The 15,750-nt window shown below is 72.2% G+C and carries 16 protein-coding genes; 8 read left to right on the forward strand and 8 right to left on the reverse strand.

Translation table 11 applies throughout. The annotated features are described in order from the left end of the window. The first annotated feature begins 118 nt into the window (after window positions 1-118). Complete coding sequence (locus H288_RS0100080; protein WP_020090559.1) at window positions 119-1,591, forward strand: MFS transporter; 1,473 nt, start codon at window positions 119-121, stop codon at window positions 1,589-1,591. 85 nt (window positions 1,592-1,676) lie between these two features. Here the strand turns inward: H288_RS0100080 and H288_RS0100085 are convergent, their stop codons facing one another. The 3 genes from H288_RS0100085 to otsB form a co-directional block, all read right to left on the reverse strand. Beyond that, window positions 1,677-2,678 carry a glucokinase gene (locus H288_RS0100085; RefSeq protein WP_020090560.1) on the reverse strand — a complete coding sequence of 334 codons (1,002 nt, stop codon included), beginning with the start codon at window positions 2,676-2,678 and terminating at the stop codon, window positions 1,677-1,679. Between the two features lie 117 nt (window positions 2,679-2,795). Further along, window positions 2,796-3,200, reverse strand: coding sequence for a DUF4260 domain-containing protein (locus H288_RS0100090; RefSeq protein ID WP_026604527.1), 405 nt, complete (start codon window positions 3,198-3,200; stop codon window positions 2,796-2,798). Window positions 3,201-3,228: 28 nt separating this feature from the next. Next, window positions 3,229-3,972, reverse strand: a complete 744-nt coding sequence (otsB, locus tag H288_RS0100095) for a trehalose-phosphatase (protein ID WP_020090562.1) — start codon at window positions 3,970-3,972, stop codon at window positions 3,229-3,231. A gap of 114 nt (window positions 3,973-4,086) precedes the next feature. Here otsB and H288_RS0100100 point away from each other — a divergent pair, with 114 nt between their 5' ends. Beyond that, entirely contained in the window at window positions 4,087-4,596 is a 510-nt protein-coding gene (locus H288_RS0100100) for a DUF427 domain-containing protein (RefSeq protein WP_020090563.1), read from the forward strand. A 52-nt stretch (window positions 4,597-4,648) separates the two neighbouring features. Next, complete coding sequence (locus H288_RS0100105; protein ID WP_020090564.1) at window positions 4,649-5,872, forward strand: serine hydrolase domain-containing protein; 1,224 nt, start codon at window positions 4,649-4,651, stop codon at window positions 5,870-5,872. Window positions 5,873-5,900: 28 nt separating this feature from the next. On the opposite strand, the gene H288_RS0100110 is transcribed toward H288_RS0100105, so the two are convergent. From H288_RS0100110 to H288_RS0100130, 5 genes are all read right to left on the reverse strand, one after another. Then, window positions 5,901-6,512: a DUF2147 domain-containing protein gene (locus H288_RS0100110; RefSeq protein ID WP_020090565.1), complete on the reverse strand. Its 612-nt coding sequence runs from the start codon at window positions 6,510-6,512 to the stop codon at window positions 5,901-5,903. 237 nt (window positions 6,513-6,749) lie between these two features. Next, window positions 6,750-7,280 carry a GNAT family N-acetyltransferase gene (locus H288_RS0100115; protein WP_020090566.1) on the reverse strand — a complete coding sequence of 177 codons (531 nt, stop codon included), beginning with the start codon at window positions 7,278-7,280 and terminating at the stop codon, window positions 6,750-6,752. 142 nt (window positions 7,281-7,422) lie between these two features. Next, complete coding sequence (locus H288_RS0100120) at window positions 7,423-7,632, reverse strand: hypothetical protein (RefSeq protein WP_020090567.1); 210 nt, start codon at window positions 7,630-7,632, stop codon at window positions 7,423-7,425. Window positions 7,633-8,025: 393 nt separating this feature from the next. Further along, on the reverse strand, window positions 8,026-8,226 hold the full coding sequence (locus H288_RS0100125; protein ID WP_012322375.1) for a hypothetical protein: 201 nt from the start codon (window positions 8,224-8,226) through the stop codon (window positions 8,026-8,028). Between the two features lie 98 nt (window positions 8,227-8,324). After that, window positions 8,325-9,428 carry a PAS domain-containing protein gene (locus tag H288_RS0100130; protein ID WP_020090568.1) on the reverse strand — a complete coding sequence of 368 codons (1,104 nt, stop codon included), beginning with the start codon at window positions 9,426-9,428 and terminating at the stop codon, window positions 8,325-8,327. Between the two features lie 458 nt (window positions 9,429-9,886). On the opposite strand from H288_RS0100130, the gene H288_RS0100135 reads away from it, so the two are divergent. From H288_RS0100135 to H288_RS0100155, 5 genes are read left to right on the forward strand one after another with little or no spacing between them, the layout of a single operon-like run. Beyond that, the gene (locus H288_RS0100135; protein WP_020090569.1) at window positions 9,887-11,041 is read left to right on the forward strand and encodes a polysaccharide biosynthesis/export family protein; all 1,155 of its coding nucleotides are present in this window, start codon (window positions 9,887-9,889) and stop codon (window positions 11,039-11,041) included. Next, window positions 11,038-12,570: a Wzz/FepE/Etk N-terminal domain-containing protein gene (locus H288_RS0100140; protein WP_020090570.1), complete on the forward strand. Its 1,533-nt coding sequence runs from the start codon at window positions 11,038-11,040 to the stop codon at window positions 12,568-12,570. Before H288_RS0100135 ends, H288_RS0100140 begins: the two co-directional genes overlap by 4 nt. Next, window positions 12,567-13,208: a CpsD/CapB family tyrosine-protein kinase gene (locus tag H288_RS0100145; RefSeq protein WP_020090571.1), complete on the forward strand. Its 642-nt coding sequence runs from the start codon at window positions 12,567-12,569 to the stop codon at window positions 13,206-13,208. The genes H288_RS0100140 and H288_RS0100145 overlap by 4 nt, the downstream gene beginning before the upstream one ends. Continuing rightward, entirely contained in the window at window positions 13,205-14,809 is a 1,605-nt protein-coding gene (locus H288_RS0100150; protein ID WP_020090572.1) for an O-antigen ligase family protein, read from the forward strand. Before H288_RS0100145 ends, H288_RS0100150 begins: the two co-directional genes overlap by 4 nt. Then, entirely contained in the window at window positions 14,806-15,747 is a 942-nt protein-coding gene (locus H288_RS0100155; protein WP_020090573.1) for a glycosyltransferase family 2 protein, read from the forward strand. Before H288_RS0100150 ends, H288_RS0100155 begins: the two co-directional genes overlap by 4 nt. Window positions 15,748-15,750 lie beyond the last annotated feature (3 nt).

Genomic DNA, 15,750 nt, shown 5'->3' on the forward strand with positions numbered 1-15,750 from the left:
GTGAAGACGAAATCGAACCGAATCGATTTCCAACCCGTTCCCAACACCTGCCTACAGTCGCGGTAAATGCCCGCTGTCCAGGCACGGTTAAACAGGTGAATTGGGAGGACACGCGGACATGGCGAGCAAGGTCGAGGGGGGATCCGGGACGCCGGAGCGCGCGGAGATCGGCCGCGTGATCGACACCGACATCTCCGCGCGCCTGGACCGGCTGCCCTGGGGCCGCTTCCACGTCCTCGTGATCGTGGCGCTCGGCATCACCTGGGTGCTGGACGGCCTCGAGGTGACGCTCGCCGGCTCCCTGGTGGGCGCGCTGCGCCAGCCGCCGATGTCGTTCTCGGAGTTCGACGTCGGGCTCGCCGCCTCCTGCTATCTCGTGGGCGCCGTGACCGGCGCGATCGGCTTCGGCTGGCTCACCGACCGGATCGGCCGGAAGAAGCTGTTCTTCATCACGCTGGCCCTCTACCTCGTCGCCACGGCGGCCACCGGTCTGTCGTGGAACATCTGGAGCTTCTGCTTCTTCCGCTTTTTCACGGGCGCGGGGATCGGCGGCGAGTACACGGCGATCAACTCGACCATCCAGGAGCTGGTCCCGGCCCGCGTCCGCGGCTGGACCAACCTCGTCATCAACGGCTCGTTCTGGATCGGCGCGGCGCTCGGCTCGTTCATGTCGATCGTGCTCCTGAAGCCCGAGGTGATCGACCCGGCCTGGGGCTGGCGCGTCGCCTTCTTCACCGGCGGCGCCATCGGCCTCGTGATCCTGCTCCTGCGCACCTGGATCCCCGAGAGCCCTCGCTGGCTCGCGACCCACGGCTACGCGGCGGAGGCCGACCGTGTCGTGACCGGCATCGAGAAGCGCTTCACCGACGAGGGCGTGACCCTGCCGCCGGTGGACGAGAGCAAGCGCATGAAGGTCCGCACCCGCGACCACACCCCGCTCTCCGAGGTGTTCAAGGCGCTGTTCGTGACGAGCCGCAAGGAGACCATGGTCGGCCTCGCGCTGATGATCGCGCAGGCCTTCTTCTACAACGCGCTGTTCTTCACCTACGCGCTGGTGCTGGAGCGCTTCTACCAGGTGCCCGGCAACCATGTCGGCTGGTACCTGCTGCCCTTCGCGCTCGGCTCGTTCCTCGGCCCGCTGCTGCTCGGGCGGCTGTTCGACACGATCGGTCGGCGCAAGATGATCGCCTTCACGTACGGCATCTCGGCGCTGCTGCTCGCCGCGGTCGGACTGCTGTTCCGCCTCGAACTGCTCGGGCCGGTCGGCCAGACCGCGGCCTGGATGGTGGTGTTCTTCTTCGCCTCGGCGGCGGCGAGCTCGGCCTATCTCACGGTCTCCGAGACGTTCCCGCTGGAGATCCGGGCGCTCGCCATCGCGGCCTTCTACGCGGTCGGCACCGGCATCGGCGGCGTCTCGGGCCCGCTCCTGTTCGGCACGCTGGTCGAGACCGGCTCGCGCGACTGGGTGCTGTTCGGCTACGGCCTCGGCGCGGTGCTGATGCTCATCGCGGCGGTCGTCGGAGGCATCTGGGGCACCGCCGCGGAGGGCAAGTCCCTGGAGGAGGTCTCGAAGCCGCTGGCGGCGGCCTGAGGGCGGGCCCGGCGCGACAGCGGGACGCGCGCGGAGCGGAGCCGTCCGGCCTCGCTCCGCGCCCGGCCGACGCCGCCGCGGGCGCTCACGCCCCCTTCCGCCACACCTGCCCGTGATAGACGAACTTGGCGCCCTCGTTCGCCAGGGCCGCCAAGCCCCGGAAAGCGGGGTCGTGGACGGTGATCACGCTGGTCGGGATCTGGCGCATCATGGCGGCGAAGGGCGCCTTCTTCTCGAAGGCGGTGCGGAAGCCGCTCTCCTCCAGCACCTTGAGGATCCGGGGCGCGATGCCCCCGCCGATATAGACCCCGCTCGTCGCCAGGAAGGTCAGAGCGAGGTCGCCGCAGACGCGTCCGAGCACCCGGCCGAACAGCGCGAGCGTCTCCGCGGCGTGCGGATCGGTGGCGTTCAGACCGGCCTCGGTGACCGCGGCCGGCTCGATCTTCTCGTGCGGCTGCCCGGTCCGGACATGGGCGACGGCCGCGTGGAGGCGCGACAGGCCCGGCCCCGACAGCACCGTCTCCACGGTGATCCGGTCCTCGACCCGCTCCAGCGCGTGCCAGACCTTCTCCTCGAAGGCGTCGGCCGGACCGATATCGGTGTGGCCGACCTCGGTGGAGACGATGGCGAGATGCGCCGCATAGGGGACCAGCGCGGCCGCGCCGAACCCGGTCCCGGGGCCCAGCACCACGCGGGCGCCGCCGGGTACGGGGGGACAGGGGCCGACCGGCGTGAGGTCGTGGGGCTCGATATCGGCGGCGCCAGCCGCCACCGGCACGTAGTCGTTGACCACCGTCGCCGAGGAGAGCCCGAAATCCTCGGCGATGCGCTGGCCCGCGATCTTCCAGTGCGCGTTCGTCAGCTGGATCTCCGGCCCGTCGACCCGGCCGGCGATCGCCAGGATCGCCGAGCGCGGTGCCGGGCCGCCACCCTTGGCGAGCGACGCCTTGATGGCGCTCGACGGATCGGGATGGTCGGCGGTCGCCTCGTGCGCGAGGAGGCGGGGCTGGTCGCCGGACGTCTCGATCAGACCGAACCGCGCGTTCGTCCCGCCGATGTCGCCGACCAGAACCGGAAACTCGAACATCGCAACTTGCCCCTGCTCTCTGGCCCGCCGCGACGGGACTCGCGTCCAGCACGGCTCCGGCGATTCATCGGCCGCGCGACCCCGCGCGGGCAAGTCCCAATCGGCGGCATCCGCCGCTCAGGATTGCGCGATCGTCTTGTCACGCGCCCGGCCGATCACGCCGAGATGGGTATCTCCGAAGCCGCTGCCGTATTTGAGACCGTAACCGAGGGCGCGGTCGAGGCCGATATGGGCCAGCCAGATGAGGACCGGCCCGACGGCCTCGGGGCGGCCCGAAGCGATCGCCAGGGACAGGCCGACGAGGGGCAGCGCGAGCGTGTGGGCCGCGTTGTAGAGCACCGCGCCGACCACGGGACCGGCCGCGTAGCCCAGCATGCTCAGGTCGGGGACGAAGAGCAGCGCCGCGAAGAGCCACCACGACGCCCCGAGCCAACCATAGGCGAGCAGGGCGGCGACCAGGATGCAGCCCCCCTCCAGCCGCAGCAGCAGGCGCGGCCAGCCCGTGACGGAACGCCCCGACAGCGCGATCTCCCCTCGACAGCGCGGCGCGTCAGGCCGGCGGCAGCGCGTCCGGGTCGATCGCGCCACCGGCAGCCCAGTTGCTGAGCAGGGCACGGACAGCGGCGGGGTCGGGCAGGCGCCGCCGGGCGACGGTCTCGCCGTCACCGACGCGCACCGCGACGCCGCCGTCCTCGTTGATCGACGCGAAGGCGATCTCGTCGGTGCGGTCGTCGCCGAAGAAGACGGGGATCCGTCCGGCGTAGGGCGCCTGCGCCATGAAGGCGCGGATCGCGTGGGCCTTGGTGGCCTGCGCGGGGACGATCTCGCCCACCGCCTTGCCGAGCTGCAGGCGGTACTCGGCGCCGAGCGCCTCCGCCGCGCCCTTCACCAGCGTCTCGGCCCGCAGGGCATCGTCCGGGTTCGCGAGCCGCCAGTGGACCGCCACCGAGGCGCCCTTGTCCTCGATCAGGACCTGCGCGAGCGCGGCGGTCTCGGCCTGCAGGCGCGCGACCTGCCGGCGCAGATCCGGATGGTCCTCCGCGCGGCCGCCCGTGAGCGCGCCGGCGACCCGGCGCTCGACGCCGTGGAGACCGGCCGCATCCAACCGGGACGGCGCCAGGAAGCCGTCGATCACCGTGACCGGCCGGCCGGTGACGATGGCGAGGGCGCCGCCGAGTCGCGCCCGGAGCCGCTCCAGATCCTCCACGAGGCCGGGCTCGACCCGCACGGCGTCCGGACGCGGCGCGATCTCGGCGAGCGTGCCGTCGAAGTCGAGGAAGAGGGCGATGTCCATCGCGGGCGATCCCGGGCTCGAGTGTCGGCGACGGGCTAGCACGGGCGCGCCGGACGACAAACGCCGGCGGCACTGCCCTATCTGAATCCGCACCGGCACAGCACGAGGTTCTCCATGCGCGGATCGCCCTTTCGGCCCGTCCCCGATCCGGTCGGACCCGGCGAGGAGAGCGTCTGGGACTATCCGCGGCCGCCCCGGCTCGAATCCGTCCCGGACCGGCTGCGGGTCGTGCTCGGCGGCCGCGTCATCGCCGAGACGGGCTCCGGGTTCCGGGTGCTCGAGACCTCGCACCCGCCGACCTACTACCTGCCGCCCGCCGACATCGCGGACGGGACGCTCGTGAACCGGCGGAGCGGCGGGATCTGCGAGTGGAAGGGACAGGCGGTCCTGTTCGACGCGCGCGGCGGCGACCGTCTCGTGCCCGGGGCGGCCTGGGCCTACCCGGATCCGACCCCGGATTTCCGCGCGATCGCCGGCTACGTCGCGTTCTACGCCGGCCCGATGGACGCCTGCTTCGTCGGGGCGGACCCGGTGACGCCGCAACCGGGAAACTTCTACGGCGGCTGGATCACGCCCGGCATCGTCGGCCCGTTCAAGGGCGGTCCCGGAACGATGGGCTGGTGATTTCGTCCCCCGCCCCTTCTACGTTCGCGAAAGGCCACCACGAGGAGACCGCATGACCGCGCTGACCGAGACCGATCCGACCGGCGCCGGGTTCAGCCCGGAGGGGCTCGCCCGGATCGTGCCGTGGATGGACCGCCTCGTCGGCGACGGCCGGCTGGCCGGACTGTCGGTCACCGTGGCGCGGCGCGGGCGCATCGCCTTCGCGCGCGCCTGCGGGCAGGCCGACCTCGCCCGGGCAACGCCGTTCACCCTCGACACGGTCACCCGGATCTACTCGATGACCAAGCCGCTGACCTCGGTGGCGGTGATGCAGCTCTACGAGCAGGGCCTGTTCCAGCTCGACGATCCGATCGCCCGGGTCCTGCCCGAGTTCGCCGAGATGCGCGTCGCCGTGGGCGGCAACCGGGCGAAGCTCGAGACCGAACCGGCCCGCCGGGCGATCACCGTGCGGGACCTGCTGACCCACACGGCCGGGCTGACCTACGGCTTCATGGAGGCGACCCTGGTCGACGCGCAGTACCGCGAGCAGGGCGTCGACTTCCTGGCGCGCGAGGGCACCCTCGCCGAGATGACCGCGCGGGTCGCGAAGCTGCCGCTCCTCGCCCAGCCGGGCAGCGCCTGGAACTACAGCGTCGCCACCGACGTGCTCGGCCAGTACGTGGCCGCGCTGACCGGCCGCCCGTTCGCCGACCATCTCCGCGACGCGGTGATCGGGCCCCTCGGCATGGTCGATACCGACTTCCATGTGCGGCCCGAGCTGATGCCGCGCTTCTGCGCCACCTACGCGTACGACCGCGCGCGGCAGCTGCGCCTGTTCGACGATTCCGTGGACACGGCCTTCGCGCGCCCGCCCGCCATCGCGTCGGGCGGCGGCGGCCTCGTCTCGACGGCGGCGGACTATCAGCGCTTCTGCCGGATGATCCTCAACCGGGGCACCCTCGACGGCGCGCGCCTGCTGGGCCGCAAGACGGTCGACCTGATGCTGGCGAATCACCTGCCGGGCGACCTCGCGGCGATGGGCACGCCGCGCTTCGCCGAGACCTCCTACACCGGCATCGGCTTCGGCCTGGGCTTCTCGGTGATGCTCGACCCCGCCCGGGCCCAGATCCTCGGCACGCCCGGTGAGGTCGCCTGGGGCGGCCTCGCTTCGACGGCGTTCTGGATCGACCCGGCCGAGGACCTGTCGGTGGTGCTCATGACGCAGCTCGTCCCGTCCTCGGCCCTGCCGATCCGGCGCGAGCTGCGCGTCCTGACCTACGCGGCCCTGGCCGAGTGAGGGCCGGCCACGCGCGGGTCCGCGCCGGTCACTCCTCCTTGGGCGCCTCGGCGGCCGGCTTCTGAGCCGGCTTCGCGCCGGCCTTGGCGGTCGGCTTCGGGGCGGCGGTGGCGTATTCGGGATCGCTGCGCGGACCGTTCGCACCGTTGGTCGGGCCGGGGAGCTGGCCCGGCGCGAGATCGGTCACCTTGGTCCAGGTCTGCGACTTGCACAGGAACGCGATCAGGCAGCCGCGCACCGTCAGCTCGCCGGCCGTCTCGGTCCAGATGGTGACGTCGTAGGACTTGCCGTCCTCGGAATTGTAGATCTTGCCCTCGTAATGGGCGTCGGCATTCGGCTTCAGGCCCAGGATCAGCTGGTGTCCGAGGGACGGCCGGGCCTGCTTCTTGGGATCGGGGTTCTTGAAGTCGATCCGCGGCTCGCCCTTGTCGTTCAGCGGGACCTTCAGCCAGACCACGTATCCGCACAGCCGGTCACCCGCGGTCCCGCACTTCTCGAGGCGCACGCGCGCGCGGCCGTCCTCGGTGAGATAGGTGCCGCTGGGATCGGTCGGCGTCTTGGCCTGGGCCGTGCCCGCCAGCGCCGAGAGCGCCAGGATCGCGAGCGGCGCTACCCGGCGACCGATCGATGTAAACCGCATACCCGAACTCCCATCCCTCGCGAGTCGTGATGGAGCCTTGACCGCCCGTCCTCGCGTGTGCCGCTTCCGCGCAGGAAGGATCGCTCCCTCCGCGTCATCGCGCCCGCGCCGAGAACCGGACGGCGTGCGCGTCATGCCCGCCCTCTCCCGCGCGAAGTTGTCCGCATCATGACAACTCAGCCGGGACTCTGGACGGGAATCGACCCGGCGATACTGGGATCGGTGCGCGTTGGACGGTCAGATCCGGGTCGGCGGAAGGCTGCGGCCGGGTCCGAGGCTGCGCTGCATGAGCGTCACGTCGAGCCAGCGCCCGTGCTTGTGGCCGACTCCCGCGAGCGTTCCGACGGGCGTGAAGCCGAGGCTCGCGTGCAGCGCGATCGAGGCGGGTGAGCCGCTCTCGGCGATGATGGCGACCAGGGTCCGGCAGTCGATCTGCTCGCTCGCCGCGATCAGGGCGGCGAGCAGGCGCCGGCCGACTCCGCCGCCGCGGGCCGTCCGGGCGACGTAGATCGAATCCTCGAGGGTCGAGCGATAGGCGGCGCGCTGGTGATAGGGGCCGGCATAGGCGTAGCCCGCGACCGCGCCGTCCCGTTCGGCCACGAGGTAGGGAAAGCCGCCCGCGCGCAGCACCTCGAAGCGGCGCGTCATCTCGGCCAGCGTCGGCGGCTCCGTCTCGAAGCTGGCCGTGCTGGAGGCGACGGCGTCGCCGTAGATCGCCGCGATGGCGGGAAGGTCGGCCTCCGTGGCCGGGCGTATCACGTCTGTCACGGCCGCAGGTTACGCGAGGCGGCGCGGCTCCGGCAATCTGCCCCGCACGAGCCGGGCGCGGCTCGATCCCGCGGACGGTGGCGGAGCCTCGGCGGGACCGGCGCCTCGGCGCAGATCCCGCACGACTCGAGGATGCGATGACTTACTCGGCGGCGGACATCTCGGCCGTGAAGTGGCCGCACCAGTCCTTCGAGGCCACGACCGGCCAGAGGCCCTTCGACTCGGGGGCCGGCTGGCTGACCGGCGGATTGAAGCGGCAGAGGCCCTCGTCACCCTGCGCCTGGGCACCGTTGAGCTTGTGATCGTCGAAGAAGCGGCAGCTTTCGCAAGCGGCGTTCGCGGAACCGGCCATCGGGTCTCTCCATCGGGTATCTCGGAGGGAGGGGACCGCCTCGGCGGCGCGCCCTCCACAGTTCTTAATTAGAATAGCTCGAAAGTAAGGTCAACGGCCGGCTTGCGCGGGGCTTGCGGGCGGGGGCCGAGCGCGACGCGGTGCGAAAGGGTGGAGCGAGGGCGACTGGAGACGTGGACGCGCGGGCGGTCCGGGTCGGCGGGCGCCGCGCCGACGGTCCCGTCATCTGGGTGAGAAGGTCAGGTGCCGCGCGAACCGATCTCGCTGGCGCCATGGCCCAGAACGCAGCGAAGCCGGATTCCGCTGGGAATCCGGCTTCGGAGAAGCGGCGATGACTTGGTCATCACCCTCTGGCCGATCCGATCGCCGTCTAAGCAGACGGCGTCGGGACGGTCAGCCCTGCTTGGCCTTCTTGTTGGCGTTGTGGTGACCGATCGCGCAGCCCGCGGCCGCGCCCATCTTGCCGTGTCCGGCCATGTGCCCGGCGACGCCGCCGACCACGGCGCCCTTGAGGCAGCCCTTCGCCTGGGCGGGCGCGCCGGCCAGCAGGCCCGCGACGGCCAGGGCGGAAACGAGTGCGATCCGATTCGTCATCGAGACATCTCCTGTCGTTCCTGCGGCAACCGGCGGCCGGCCCCACCCGTTCCGGCGCCGACGCGACAGGGCCGCGCGCCTCTCGGAACCGTGACCCGTCAGCGCGCGAGCCCGGCCACGAGCCGCACGAGATCCGACTGGCGCGTCGCTCCGGTCTTGGCGAAGATCGCCTTCAGCTGCGAGCGCGCGGTCGCCGCGGTGATCGCGAATCGCGAAGCGGCTTCGGCCAGCGAGATCCCGCTCGACAGCGCCTGGGCGAGGCGCGCCTCCGCCGGGGTCAGCCGATAGGCCGCCTGGAGGATCGCGGTCGCGGGCGCGGCCGGGGCCCCGGGCACGCTCCCGAGGAGCAGCGTGCTCGCCCCGGCGAACAGGCCGCGGCTCGGCCCGACCAGCGGCACGACGTGGATCACGAGCGGCGGCCCGTCCCGTCGCGCCGCGACGACCGCCGAGATCGGCGGGCGGCCGGAGGGCCGCGCCAGGGCTTCGAGCTGCCGCGCCGCCTCCGGATCCTCCGCGGTGAGGCGACCGCCCGCGAGCTTCAGGTCGCGCCCGAGGAGGGCGCCGAACGCGTCGTTCCAGCGGAGCGCCCGTCCGTCGGCGTCGAGAATCAGGGCGGCGCGGTCGATCAGCTCGAAGGCCTGCGTCAGCCCCGCGAGCCGGGCCCGCTCGACCATCGACGTCAGCAGGCCCGCGCGCTGCAGGAGCGGCGACAGGGTCGCGAGGCGCCGCTGCTCGTGCAGCTCGTACGGTCCCTGCTCCACGGTCCGCTGCAGGGAGAGGCACCACAGGCGTCCCTTCACGGAGAAGCCGATCCCGGCGAACCAGCGCAGGCCGCGGGAGGCCAGCAGGTCCTGGTAGAAGGGCAGGCGCGCGATCTCCTCCGGCGTGGTGAAGTCCTGATCGACCGCGATCCCGCGCGTCCGCATGAGCGGGATGCCGCGGAGGCGATGGTCGTCGCGGTGCCAGCCCTCGTCGAAGTAGCGGCGCGAGGCGTCGGCGAGGGAGGCGGTGCAGAGCGATTCGAGGCCGGTCCGGTCGGAGCGCAGAAGGAGGGCGCCCTCGCTGCCGGACGCCCGCACGACGCGCTCGGCCAAGTCAGGCCAGCGCGCGGGATCGATCACGGCCTCCTCGAGGTCCTCCCGGAAGCCGGACTCCAGGTCGTCGTGCAGGCGGGCGAAGAGATCCGGCCTCACGCCCGACATGTGACGCGCCTCCGCCGCGCCGGATACTGGCGCCCCGCGCCGGCTTGTCGAACTCTCGTCCTCGCTCGGTACGGCTCCATACCGTCGAACTATAGATCAGGTTCTTAAATCCGGGCAAGCATCCCTCTAATTACAGGTTTAGATCGGCGGGAGCGTGCGCGGGACTTGTCGGGAGACGGCACCGCCGCGGCGGGATCCGCGCATCGACCCGCCGGCGGCGGGAACGACTGCGCCCCGGCCGCGCACACGCGTTCGGCCTGCGCCGGAACCCGCCCCCCTCTACGGGGCGGGCGAGGCTCAGCACTTTGCCACGGCTTGCCAGACACAACTTCTGATAGAGTTGCCGAGAGCCGGGTTCAAGCCTCGTTAACCAAGCTTGGCGATTGTATCGCGGTGCGCGGTTCGATCACGAGTTGTGATGGGACGAGCGCACTCGAGCAGGATGCGGCTGAAGGTCGATGGCGTTTACCCTGTCTGCGTTCCTCGGTGTCGCGCGACGGCGTCCCGGCCGGCCATCCGGTGCCTCGGCGGTCGCGCTCGCGCTCGTCGCCTGCGCGCCGCTGCTCGCCGGCTGCAGTTCCGGGCGCCCGCAGAGCGCGGCGCGCTCCGGCCTCGACGTGGCTCAGACCGGCTCGGTCACCGAGGGCCTCCCGGCCGCGCTGGTCGCGGCCGCCCAAGAGGAGGTCGGGCGGACCATGCGCCTCGGGCTGGCGAACTACCGGCTCAACGTCGGCGACAACCTGGAAGTCTCGTTCCTGATCGATTCCAGCGTCGTCCAGCCGACCTACCGCCTGAACCCGAACGACGAGTTCGACGTCGATTTCCGCACGCACCCGGAATACAACCGTACGGTGATCGTCCGGCCGGACGGCCGGATCTCGCTGCCGGGCAAGAACGGCATCAAGGTCGCCGGCCTGTCGCCGGAGGCGGCCGCCGCGCTGATCAAGAGCACCTACGACGACGTGCTGATCGATCCGGTCGTCACCCTGATGCTGCGCCGGTTCCGCACCGTCACCGACGATTTCCGCGACCTCACCCAGCGGGCCGACATGGGCCGCGTGAAGGTCCTGGCGATCGAGCCGGACGGCAAGATCAACCTGCCGATGGTGCCTCCGGTCCAGGCGGCGGGCCGGACCGTCCACGAGGTCATGGGCAGCCTGAACGCCGCCTACAAGCACCAGCTGGCCTCGGTGACGACCAGCGTCCGGCTCGCGAGCCTCGTCCCGGCCAACACCATGGTGTTCGGCGAGGTCCGCGCGCCGGGTCCCGTCACCCTGCAGGGGCCGCGGACGCTGGCGCAGGTCCTGGGCTCGGCCGGCGGCGTCCTGCCGACCGCGGCCGGCGAGGCCGTGCGGATCATCCGCTTCGACGCCGAGGCGGCCGGCAGCGTGCGCATCGTCGACATCGGCCAGCCGGGCTTGGCGGACTCGATCGTGGTGCCGCCCAACGCCACCGTCTACGTGCCGCCCTCGCTGCTGGCCAAGACCGCCCGCGCGGTGGACCTCGTGGTGCGCCAGATCCTGCTCTTCAACGGGACCGGCTTCGGCGTGAACTACATCACCGGCCCGTCCGCCAGCACCTCCACCAGCGCCACCGTGAGGTCCGGCACGTGAGGCAGAGCGACCTGACCGCCGCCGACGCGGTCGAGGGCCCGGCCTTCGACCTCCGCGACGCCCTCGCGGCCCTGTTCCGGCACATCCGGCCGGCGCTGCTGATCCTCGTCGCGGCGATCCTCGGCGCCGGGATCTACCTGCTGCTGACGCCGGCCGAGTACACGGCCGACGCCAAGCTGATCATCCGTCTCGGCCGCGAGAAGGCGGGCGCCCCGCTCCAGGGCGGCGCGAACCAGAACTACATGTTCTCGGAGCGCGCGCAGAACGTGAACAACGAGATCGAGATCCTGCGCGATCCCAGCATCGTGCGCGACGAATTTGCGACGCTGAAGGCGATCACCCCGACCGGCGACCTCGGGCCGCCCCCGGCGGACTGGACCGACTGGCTGATCTACCAGGGCCGTCAGGCCGTGCGGAGCGCGAAGGCGGTCAAGACCTGGGTCGTCGATACGGTGCGGATCCCGTTCGAGGCGGTGGGCCTGCTGCGCCACCTGACCCCGGACGAGAAGCTCTACGAGGCGTACCTCGCGGCGTTCAAGGTCGTCTTCGTGAAGGAGACGGACGTGATCCTCACGGGCTTCACCTGGACGGACCCGCACTTCGCCGCCCAGGCGCTGAACCGGCTGCTCGACGCCTACAAGCGCCGCCACGTGGAGGTCTACGCCGACGAGACTCCCGCCTCGTTCTACCAGAGCAAGCTGGAGCGCGCCCGGGCCGACCTCGCCGCCATCGACGCGCAGCTCTCGACCTACCTCAAGGGCAACAACACCGCGAGCTTCGAGATCGAGCAGCAGAACGACCTCGGCACCCTCGCTGACCTCGCCAAGCAGAAATCGGCGGCGCAGATCGAGCGCGAGGTGGTCGAGACCCGGCTCAAGCGCACCCGCGAGGCCGGACCCGACCGCTGGCAGCCGACGCCGCCCGACGCGGACCCGACGGTCACGGCCTTCGACCAGCGCTGGGCGGACCTGCGGACGAAGCGCGCCGAGTTGGCGGTGCGGTTCCGGCCGACCGCCCCCGAGTTCGTGAGCCTCGATCGGGACCTCGCGGCCCTGGCCCGGCAGAAGTATCAGGCGCTCCTCGCCGCCGACACGGCGAAGCTCGCCATCCTCGCCGAGAAGATCCAGAGCATCACGGGGATCGAGCAGACCCGCCGCCGGGCGGCCATCGGCCAGAGCGACGCGGCGCTGGCCTACGGCCGGCTGACCCAGCAGAAGGGCCTGCTCACCGACGAGATCACCGAGACCCAGAAGCGGATCGACGCTCTGAAGACCGGCACGGGTCTCGACGCGCAGGCCGTCACCTCCTCGGCCCTCGTGGCGCGCGCCGTGCCGCCGCGGCTGCCCTCCGGCCCGAACCGGCCGCTGATCCTCGGGCTCGCGGCCGGTCTCGGCCTGCTCGCCGCCCTGGCCTACGTCGCCCTCGCGGAGATCCTGGCCCAGACCTACCGCAGCGCGTCGGAGGTCGCCCGCTCGCTGCGGGTGCCGGTGCTGGCCGCGGTGCCGCTGCAGACGGGAGCCGCCGCATGATCGCCGCCGCCATCGCGCCGAAGATCGATCCGGCGATCCTGGAGCCGGCCCTCGTCCAGCTCACCCGGCACGAGGCGCGCGTGCGCCGGGTCGGCCTCACCGCGGTCCAGCCCGGCGAGGGCGTCAGCACCCTCGCGCGTGAACTCGCCGGCGCCTACGCCCGGCGGGGCCGCAGCGCCGTTCTGATCGAGGCGAACTGGTCCCGCCCGTCGCTGGCGGAGGCCTACGGCCTGACCGGCCAGCCGGGCTTCGCCGACATCGTCGCCGGCACGGTCGCCCCGAGCCGCGGCGTCCACCCGGTCGCCGACAACCTCAGCGTCGTGCCCGCGGGCAGCCCGTCGGCCATCCGCCAGGCGACCCTGGACGACGGCCGCGTGGAGGATTTCCTGGCGCTCGTCGACGACCGCTTCGAGCTCGCGATCGTGGATTGCGAGCCGATCACCGAGATCGGCGACGCCGCCGCGCTCTCCCCCTTCGTGGACGGCTTCATCGTGGTGATCGGCGCCGAGCGCACCCGTCGGGCCGTGGCGCAGCGCGCCCTGGCCGACCTCAAGGCCGCCGGCGGGGCGCCGCTCGGCGTCGTCCTGAACCGCACGCGGCGGCCGATCCCGCGATGGCTCTACCGGTGGCTCGGATGAGCGCGGCGCCCGTCCGCGCGCTGCGGGTCCTGCCGCTCGCCGGGATCGGCTTCGCGGCCGCGGCCGGGGCGATCGCCCTGAGCGCGGCGCCGCTCAAATTCGCCGTCGTCGGCCTCGCGGCGGCCTTCGGCGGGGTCGGCGCCCTGATCGTCGGGCGGCTCTATCGCCTCACGCCGCTCCTGCTCGTCGCCCTCGCGGTCGGGCTGACGGTCAAGCTCGACGTCAGCTTCCTCCAGCATTTCGAGGCCGTCGGGCAGTACCTGCCGAGCATCGGCGGCGGCGCCGGCCTGACGGTGAGCGTCGCCCTGCTGGTGGCCACGGCGCTGATCGTCGCCAAGCTCACCGGACTCGGGGAGGACGCCCCGGGCCTGCGGCTCGACCGGCCCCTCGTGCTGACGCAGCTCGGCTTCCTGATCGCGGGGCTGCTCTCGCTCTCCAACGCCACCGACCCGGCCTATCTCTGGTTCGACACGTGGCGCTTCGCCGGCCTCCTCCTGGTCTCGGTCGCGGTCTCGAACCTGTCCGAGGGCGACATCCGGACCCTCGCGCTGGCGATCTGCGCCCTCTGCCTCGTCCAGACCGCGGTGGCAGGCCTGCAATACGTCTCGGGCTCGGAACTCGGCCTGTCGGTGCTGGGCGAGGAACAGATCGTCGAGGAGAACATCAACTTCTCGGCCCAGCGCCGCGCCGGCGGACTGAAGGTCCACCCGAACATCCTCGGCTACTACTACGAGTTCGTCTGGCCGCTCGCCCTGGCGCTGGCCCTGTCGCGCGGCCCGCTGCTCCTGCGCCTCGCGGGGGCGGCGGGCGCCGCCTCGGCCCTGGTCGGCGTGGTCCTGACCCTGTCGCGCGCGTCCTGGCTGACCTTCCCGGTCTCGGCCGCCCTCCTGATCCTGCTGGTCTACCGCGACCGCCTGTTCTCCCGGACGAGCCTGATCGTCCTCGGCCTGCTGGCGATCGTCGGCGCCGTCGCGGCGCTCTACGCCGGCCCGCTGATCTGGGAGCGGCTCACCGCCGACGACGGCGGCTCGGCCGCCCAGCGCGGCCCGCTGAACGCCGCGGCCCTCGCCCTGTTCGAGCAGTTCCCGATCTTCGGCGTCGGCCTGAACAACTTCGGCAACCAGTTCGCGGTTCTCGACAGGACCGGCCTGTCCCGGCTCGCCGGTTTGTTCGACCGGTCGAACCACGTGGTGCACAACCTGCACATCCTGATCCTCACCGAGGTCGGGGTCGTCGGCTACGCGGCCTTCGCGCTGGTCTTCGGCATCGGCATCGCCCGGGGCTTCCGCGCCGCCCGCCGCGCCCCGGTGGGCGATCCGCTCGCGGCGATCGCGGCCGCCTGCGCGGTCGGCCTGATCGCGCACCTGCTGCACGGGCTGGTCGATCCGGGCTTCCGCCTGAATCTCGGCATCGCCGAGTTGCTCTACACCGGCCTCGGGCTGATCGCCGGGGTGCGGGCGGCGCAGCGGCGCAGGGCCGTCGCAGCGTCCCGGGCGGTCGCGTCGACGGGCCCGATCGGCGCGGCGCGCGCGCGTCCGGAGCGGATCCCCGTGCCGTCCGGGCGTCGCCCATCCCTCGCAGCGTACGGAGACCGTCCGTGAGCGCCGTCAGCCTCAGCGTCCTGATCGTCACCTACAATGCCGGCCGGGACATCGAGACCTGCCTGGACCTGCTGGCGGCGAGCCGGGTGAGACGCCCCTACGAGGTGATCCTCGTCGACAATGCCTCCACCGACGGGACGCCCGAGCGCGTCGCGCGGGCCTTTCCCTGGGTGCGGGTCATCGCCGAGCCGACCAATCACGGCTTCGCGGGCGGCAACGCGCGCGCGCTGGAGCACGCGCGCGGTACCGCGATCCTGCTCCTCAACCCCGACGCGTTCCTGCACGACCCGGACGCGCTCGCGGGCCTCCTGGACCATCTCGACGCGCAACCGGATGTCGGGGCGGTCGGCCCGCGCCTGACCTTCCCGGACGGGACGCATCAGGTCGGTGACGCCGGCTACGAGCCGCGCCCGCTCTCGATCCTGGTGCACGCCGCCGGCCTGTCGGGCCGCCTCGGGCTGCGCGGCCTCTACCTCGTGAGCCGCCAGGCCAGGGGGGCGCGGGCGCTCGACGTCGACTGGATCTGCGGGGCCTGCCTGCTGCTGCGCCGCTCGGCGATCGCCGCGATCGGCGGCCTGGAGAGCCCGATGTTCCTCTACGGCGAGGACGTGGACTGGGGCTGCCGACTGCGCGATGCCGGCCTGCGCGTCGCCTACCGCCCGGACATCGCCGTCACCCATCTCCAGGGCGGCTCGGGAAGCGCCCGCTCGGCACGCTGGCTCGACGGGCTGGCGGCCATCTACAGCCTGCGCAATGCCGGGCGGCTCCTGTCGTCGCCCGCCTTCTTCTCCGGCCCGCTCCGGCTCGGCTTCACCCTGCGGGCCGTGGCCTACGGTGTCGCGGCCCGGCTGCGCCGGCAGCCGGACCTCGCCCGCAAGGCCGAGGACATGCGCAGGTTCTCCGGGCACCTGCGCAGTCTTCGTCTCCGACCGCGATGAACC

Origin of the sequence: Methylobacterium sp. 285MFTsu5.1 (assembly GCF_000383455.1) — a bacterium.
Lineage (GTDB): Bacteria > Pseudomonadota > Alphaproteobacteria > Rhizobiales > Beijerinckiaceae > Methylobacterium.

Coding starts and splice junctions, on each gene's coding strand:
- H288_RS0100130 (WP_020090568.1), bottom strand. CDS start 9,428: ATGTCGGGCGTGAGGCCGGATCTCTTCGCCCGCCTGCACGACGACCTG.
- H288_RS0100105 (WP_020090564.1), top strand. CDS start 4,649: ATGACCGCGCTGACCGAGACCGATCCGACCGGCGCCGGGTTCAGCCCG.
- H288_RS0100150 (WP_020090572.1), top strand. CDS start 13,205: ATGAGCGCGGCGCCCGTCCGCGCGCTGCGGGTCCTGCCGCTCGCCGGG.
- otsB (WP_020090562.1), bottom strand. CDS start 3,972: ATGGACATCGCCCTCTTCCTCGACTTCGACGGCACGCTCGCCGAGATC.
- H288_RS0100110 (WP_020090565.1), bottom strand. CDS start 6,512: ATGCGGTTTACATCGATCGGTCGCCGGGTAGCGCCGCTCGCGATCCTG.
- H288_RS0100100 (WP_020090563.1), top strand. CDS start 4,087: ATGCGCGGATCGCCCTTTCGGCCCGTCCCCGATCCGGTCGGACCCGGC.
- H288_RS0100135 (WP_020090569.1), top strand. CDS start 9,887: ATGGCGTTTACCCTGTCTGCGTTCCTCGGTGTCGCGCGACGGCGTCCC.
- H288_RS0100085 (WP_020090560.1), bottom strand. CDS start 2,678: ATGTTCGAGTTTCCGGTTCTGGTCGGCGACATCGGCGGGACGAACGCG.
- H288_RS0100120 (WP_020090567.1), bottom strand. CDS start 7,632: ATGGCCGGTTCCGCGAACGCCGCTTGCGAAAGCTGCCGCTTCTTCGAC.
- H288_RS0100145 (WP_020090571.1), top strand. CDS start 12,567: ATGATCGCCGCCGCCATCGCGCCGAAGATCGATCCGGCGATCCTGGAG.
- H288_RS0100080 (WP_020090559.1), top strand. CDS start 119: ATGGCGAGCAAGGTCGAGGGGGGATCCGGGACGCCGGAGCGCGCGGAG.
- H288_RS0100125 (WP_012322375.1), bottom strand. CDS start 8,226: ATGACGAATCGGATCGCACTCGTTTCCGCCCTGGCCGTCGCGGGCCTG.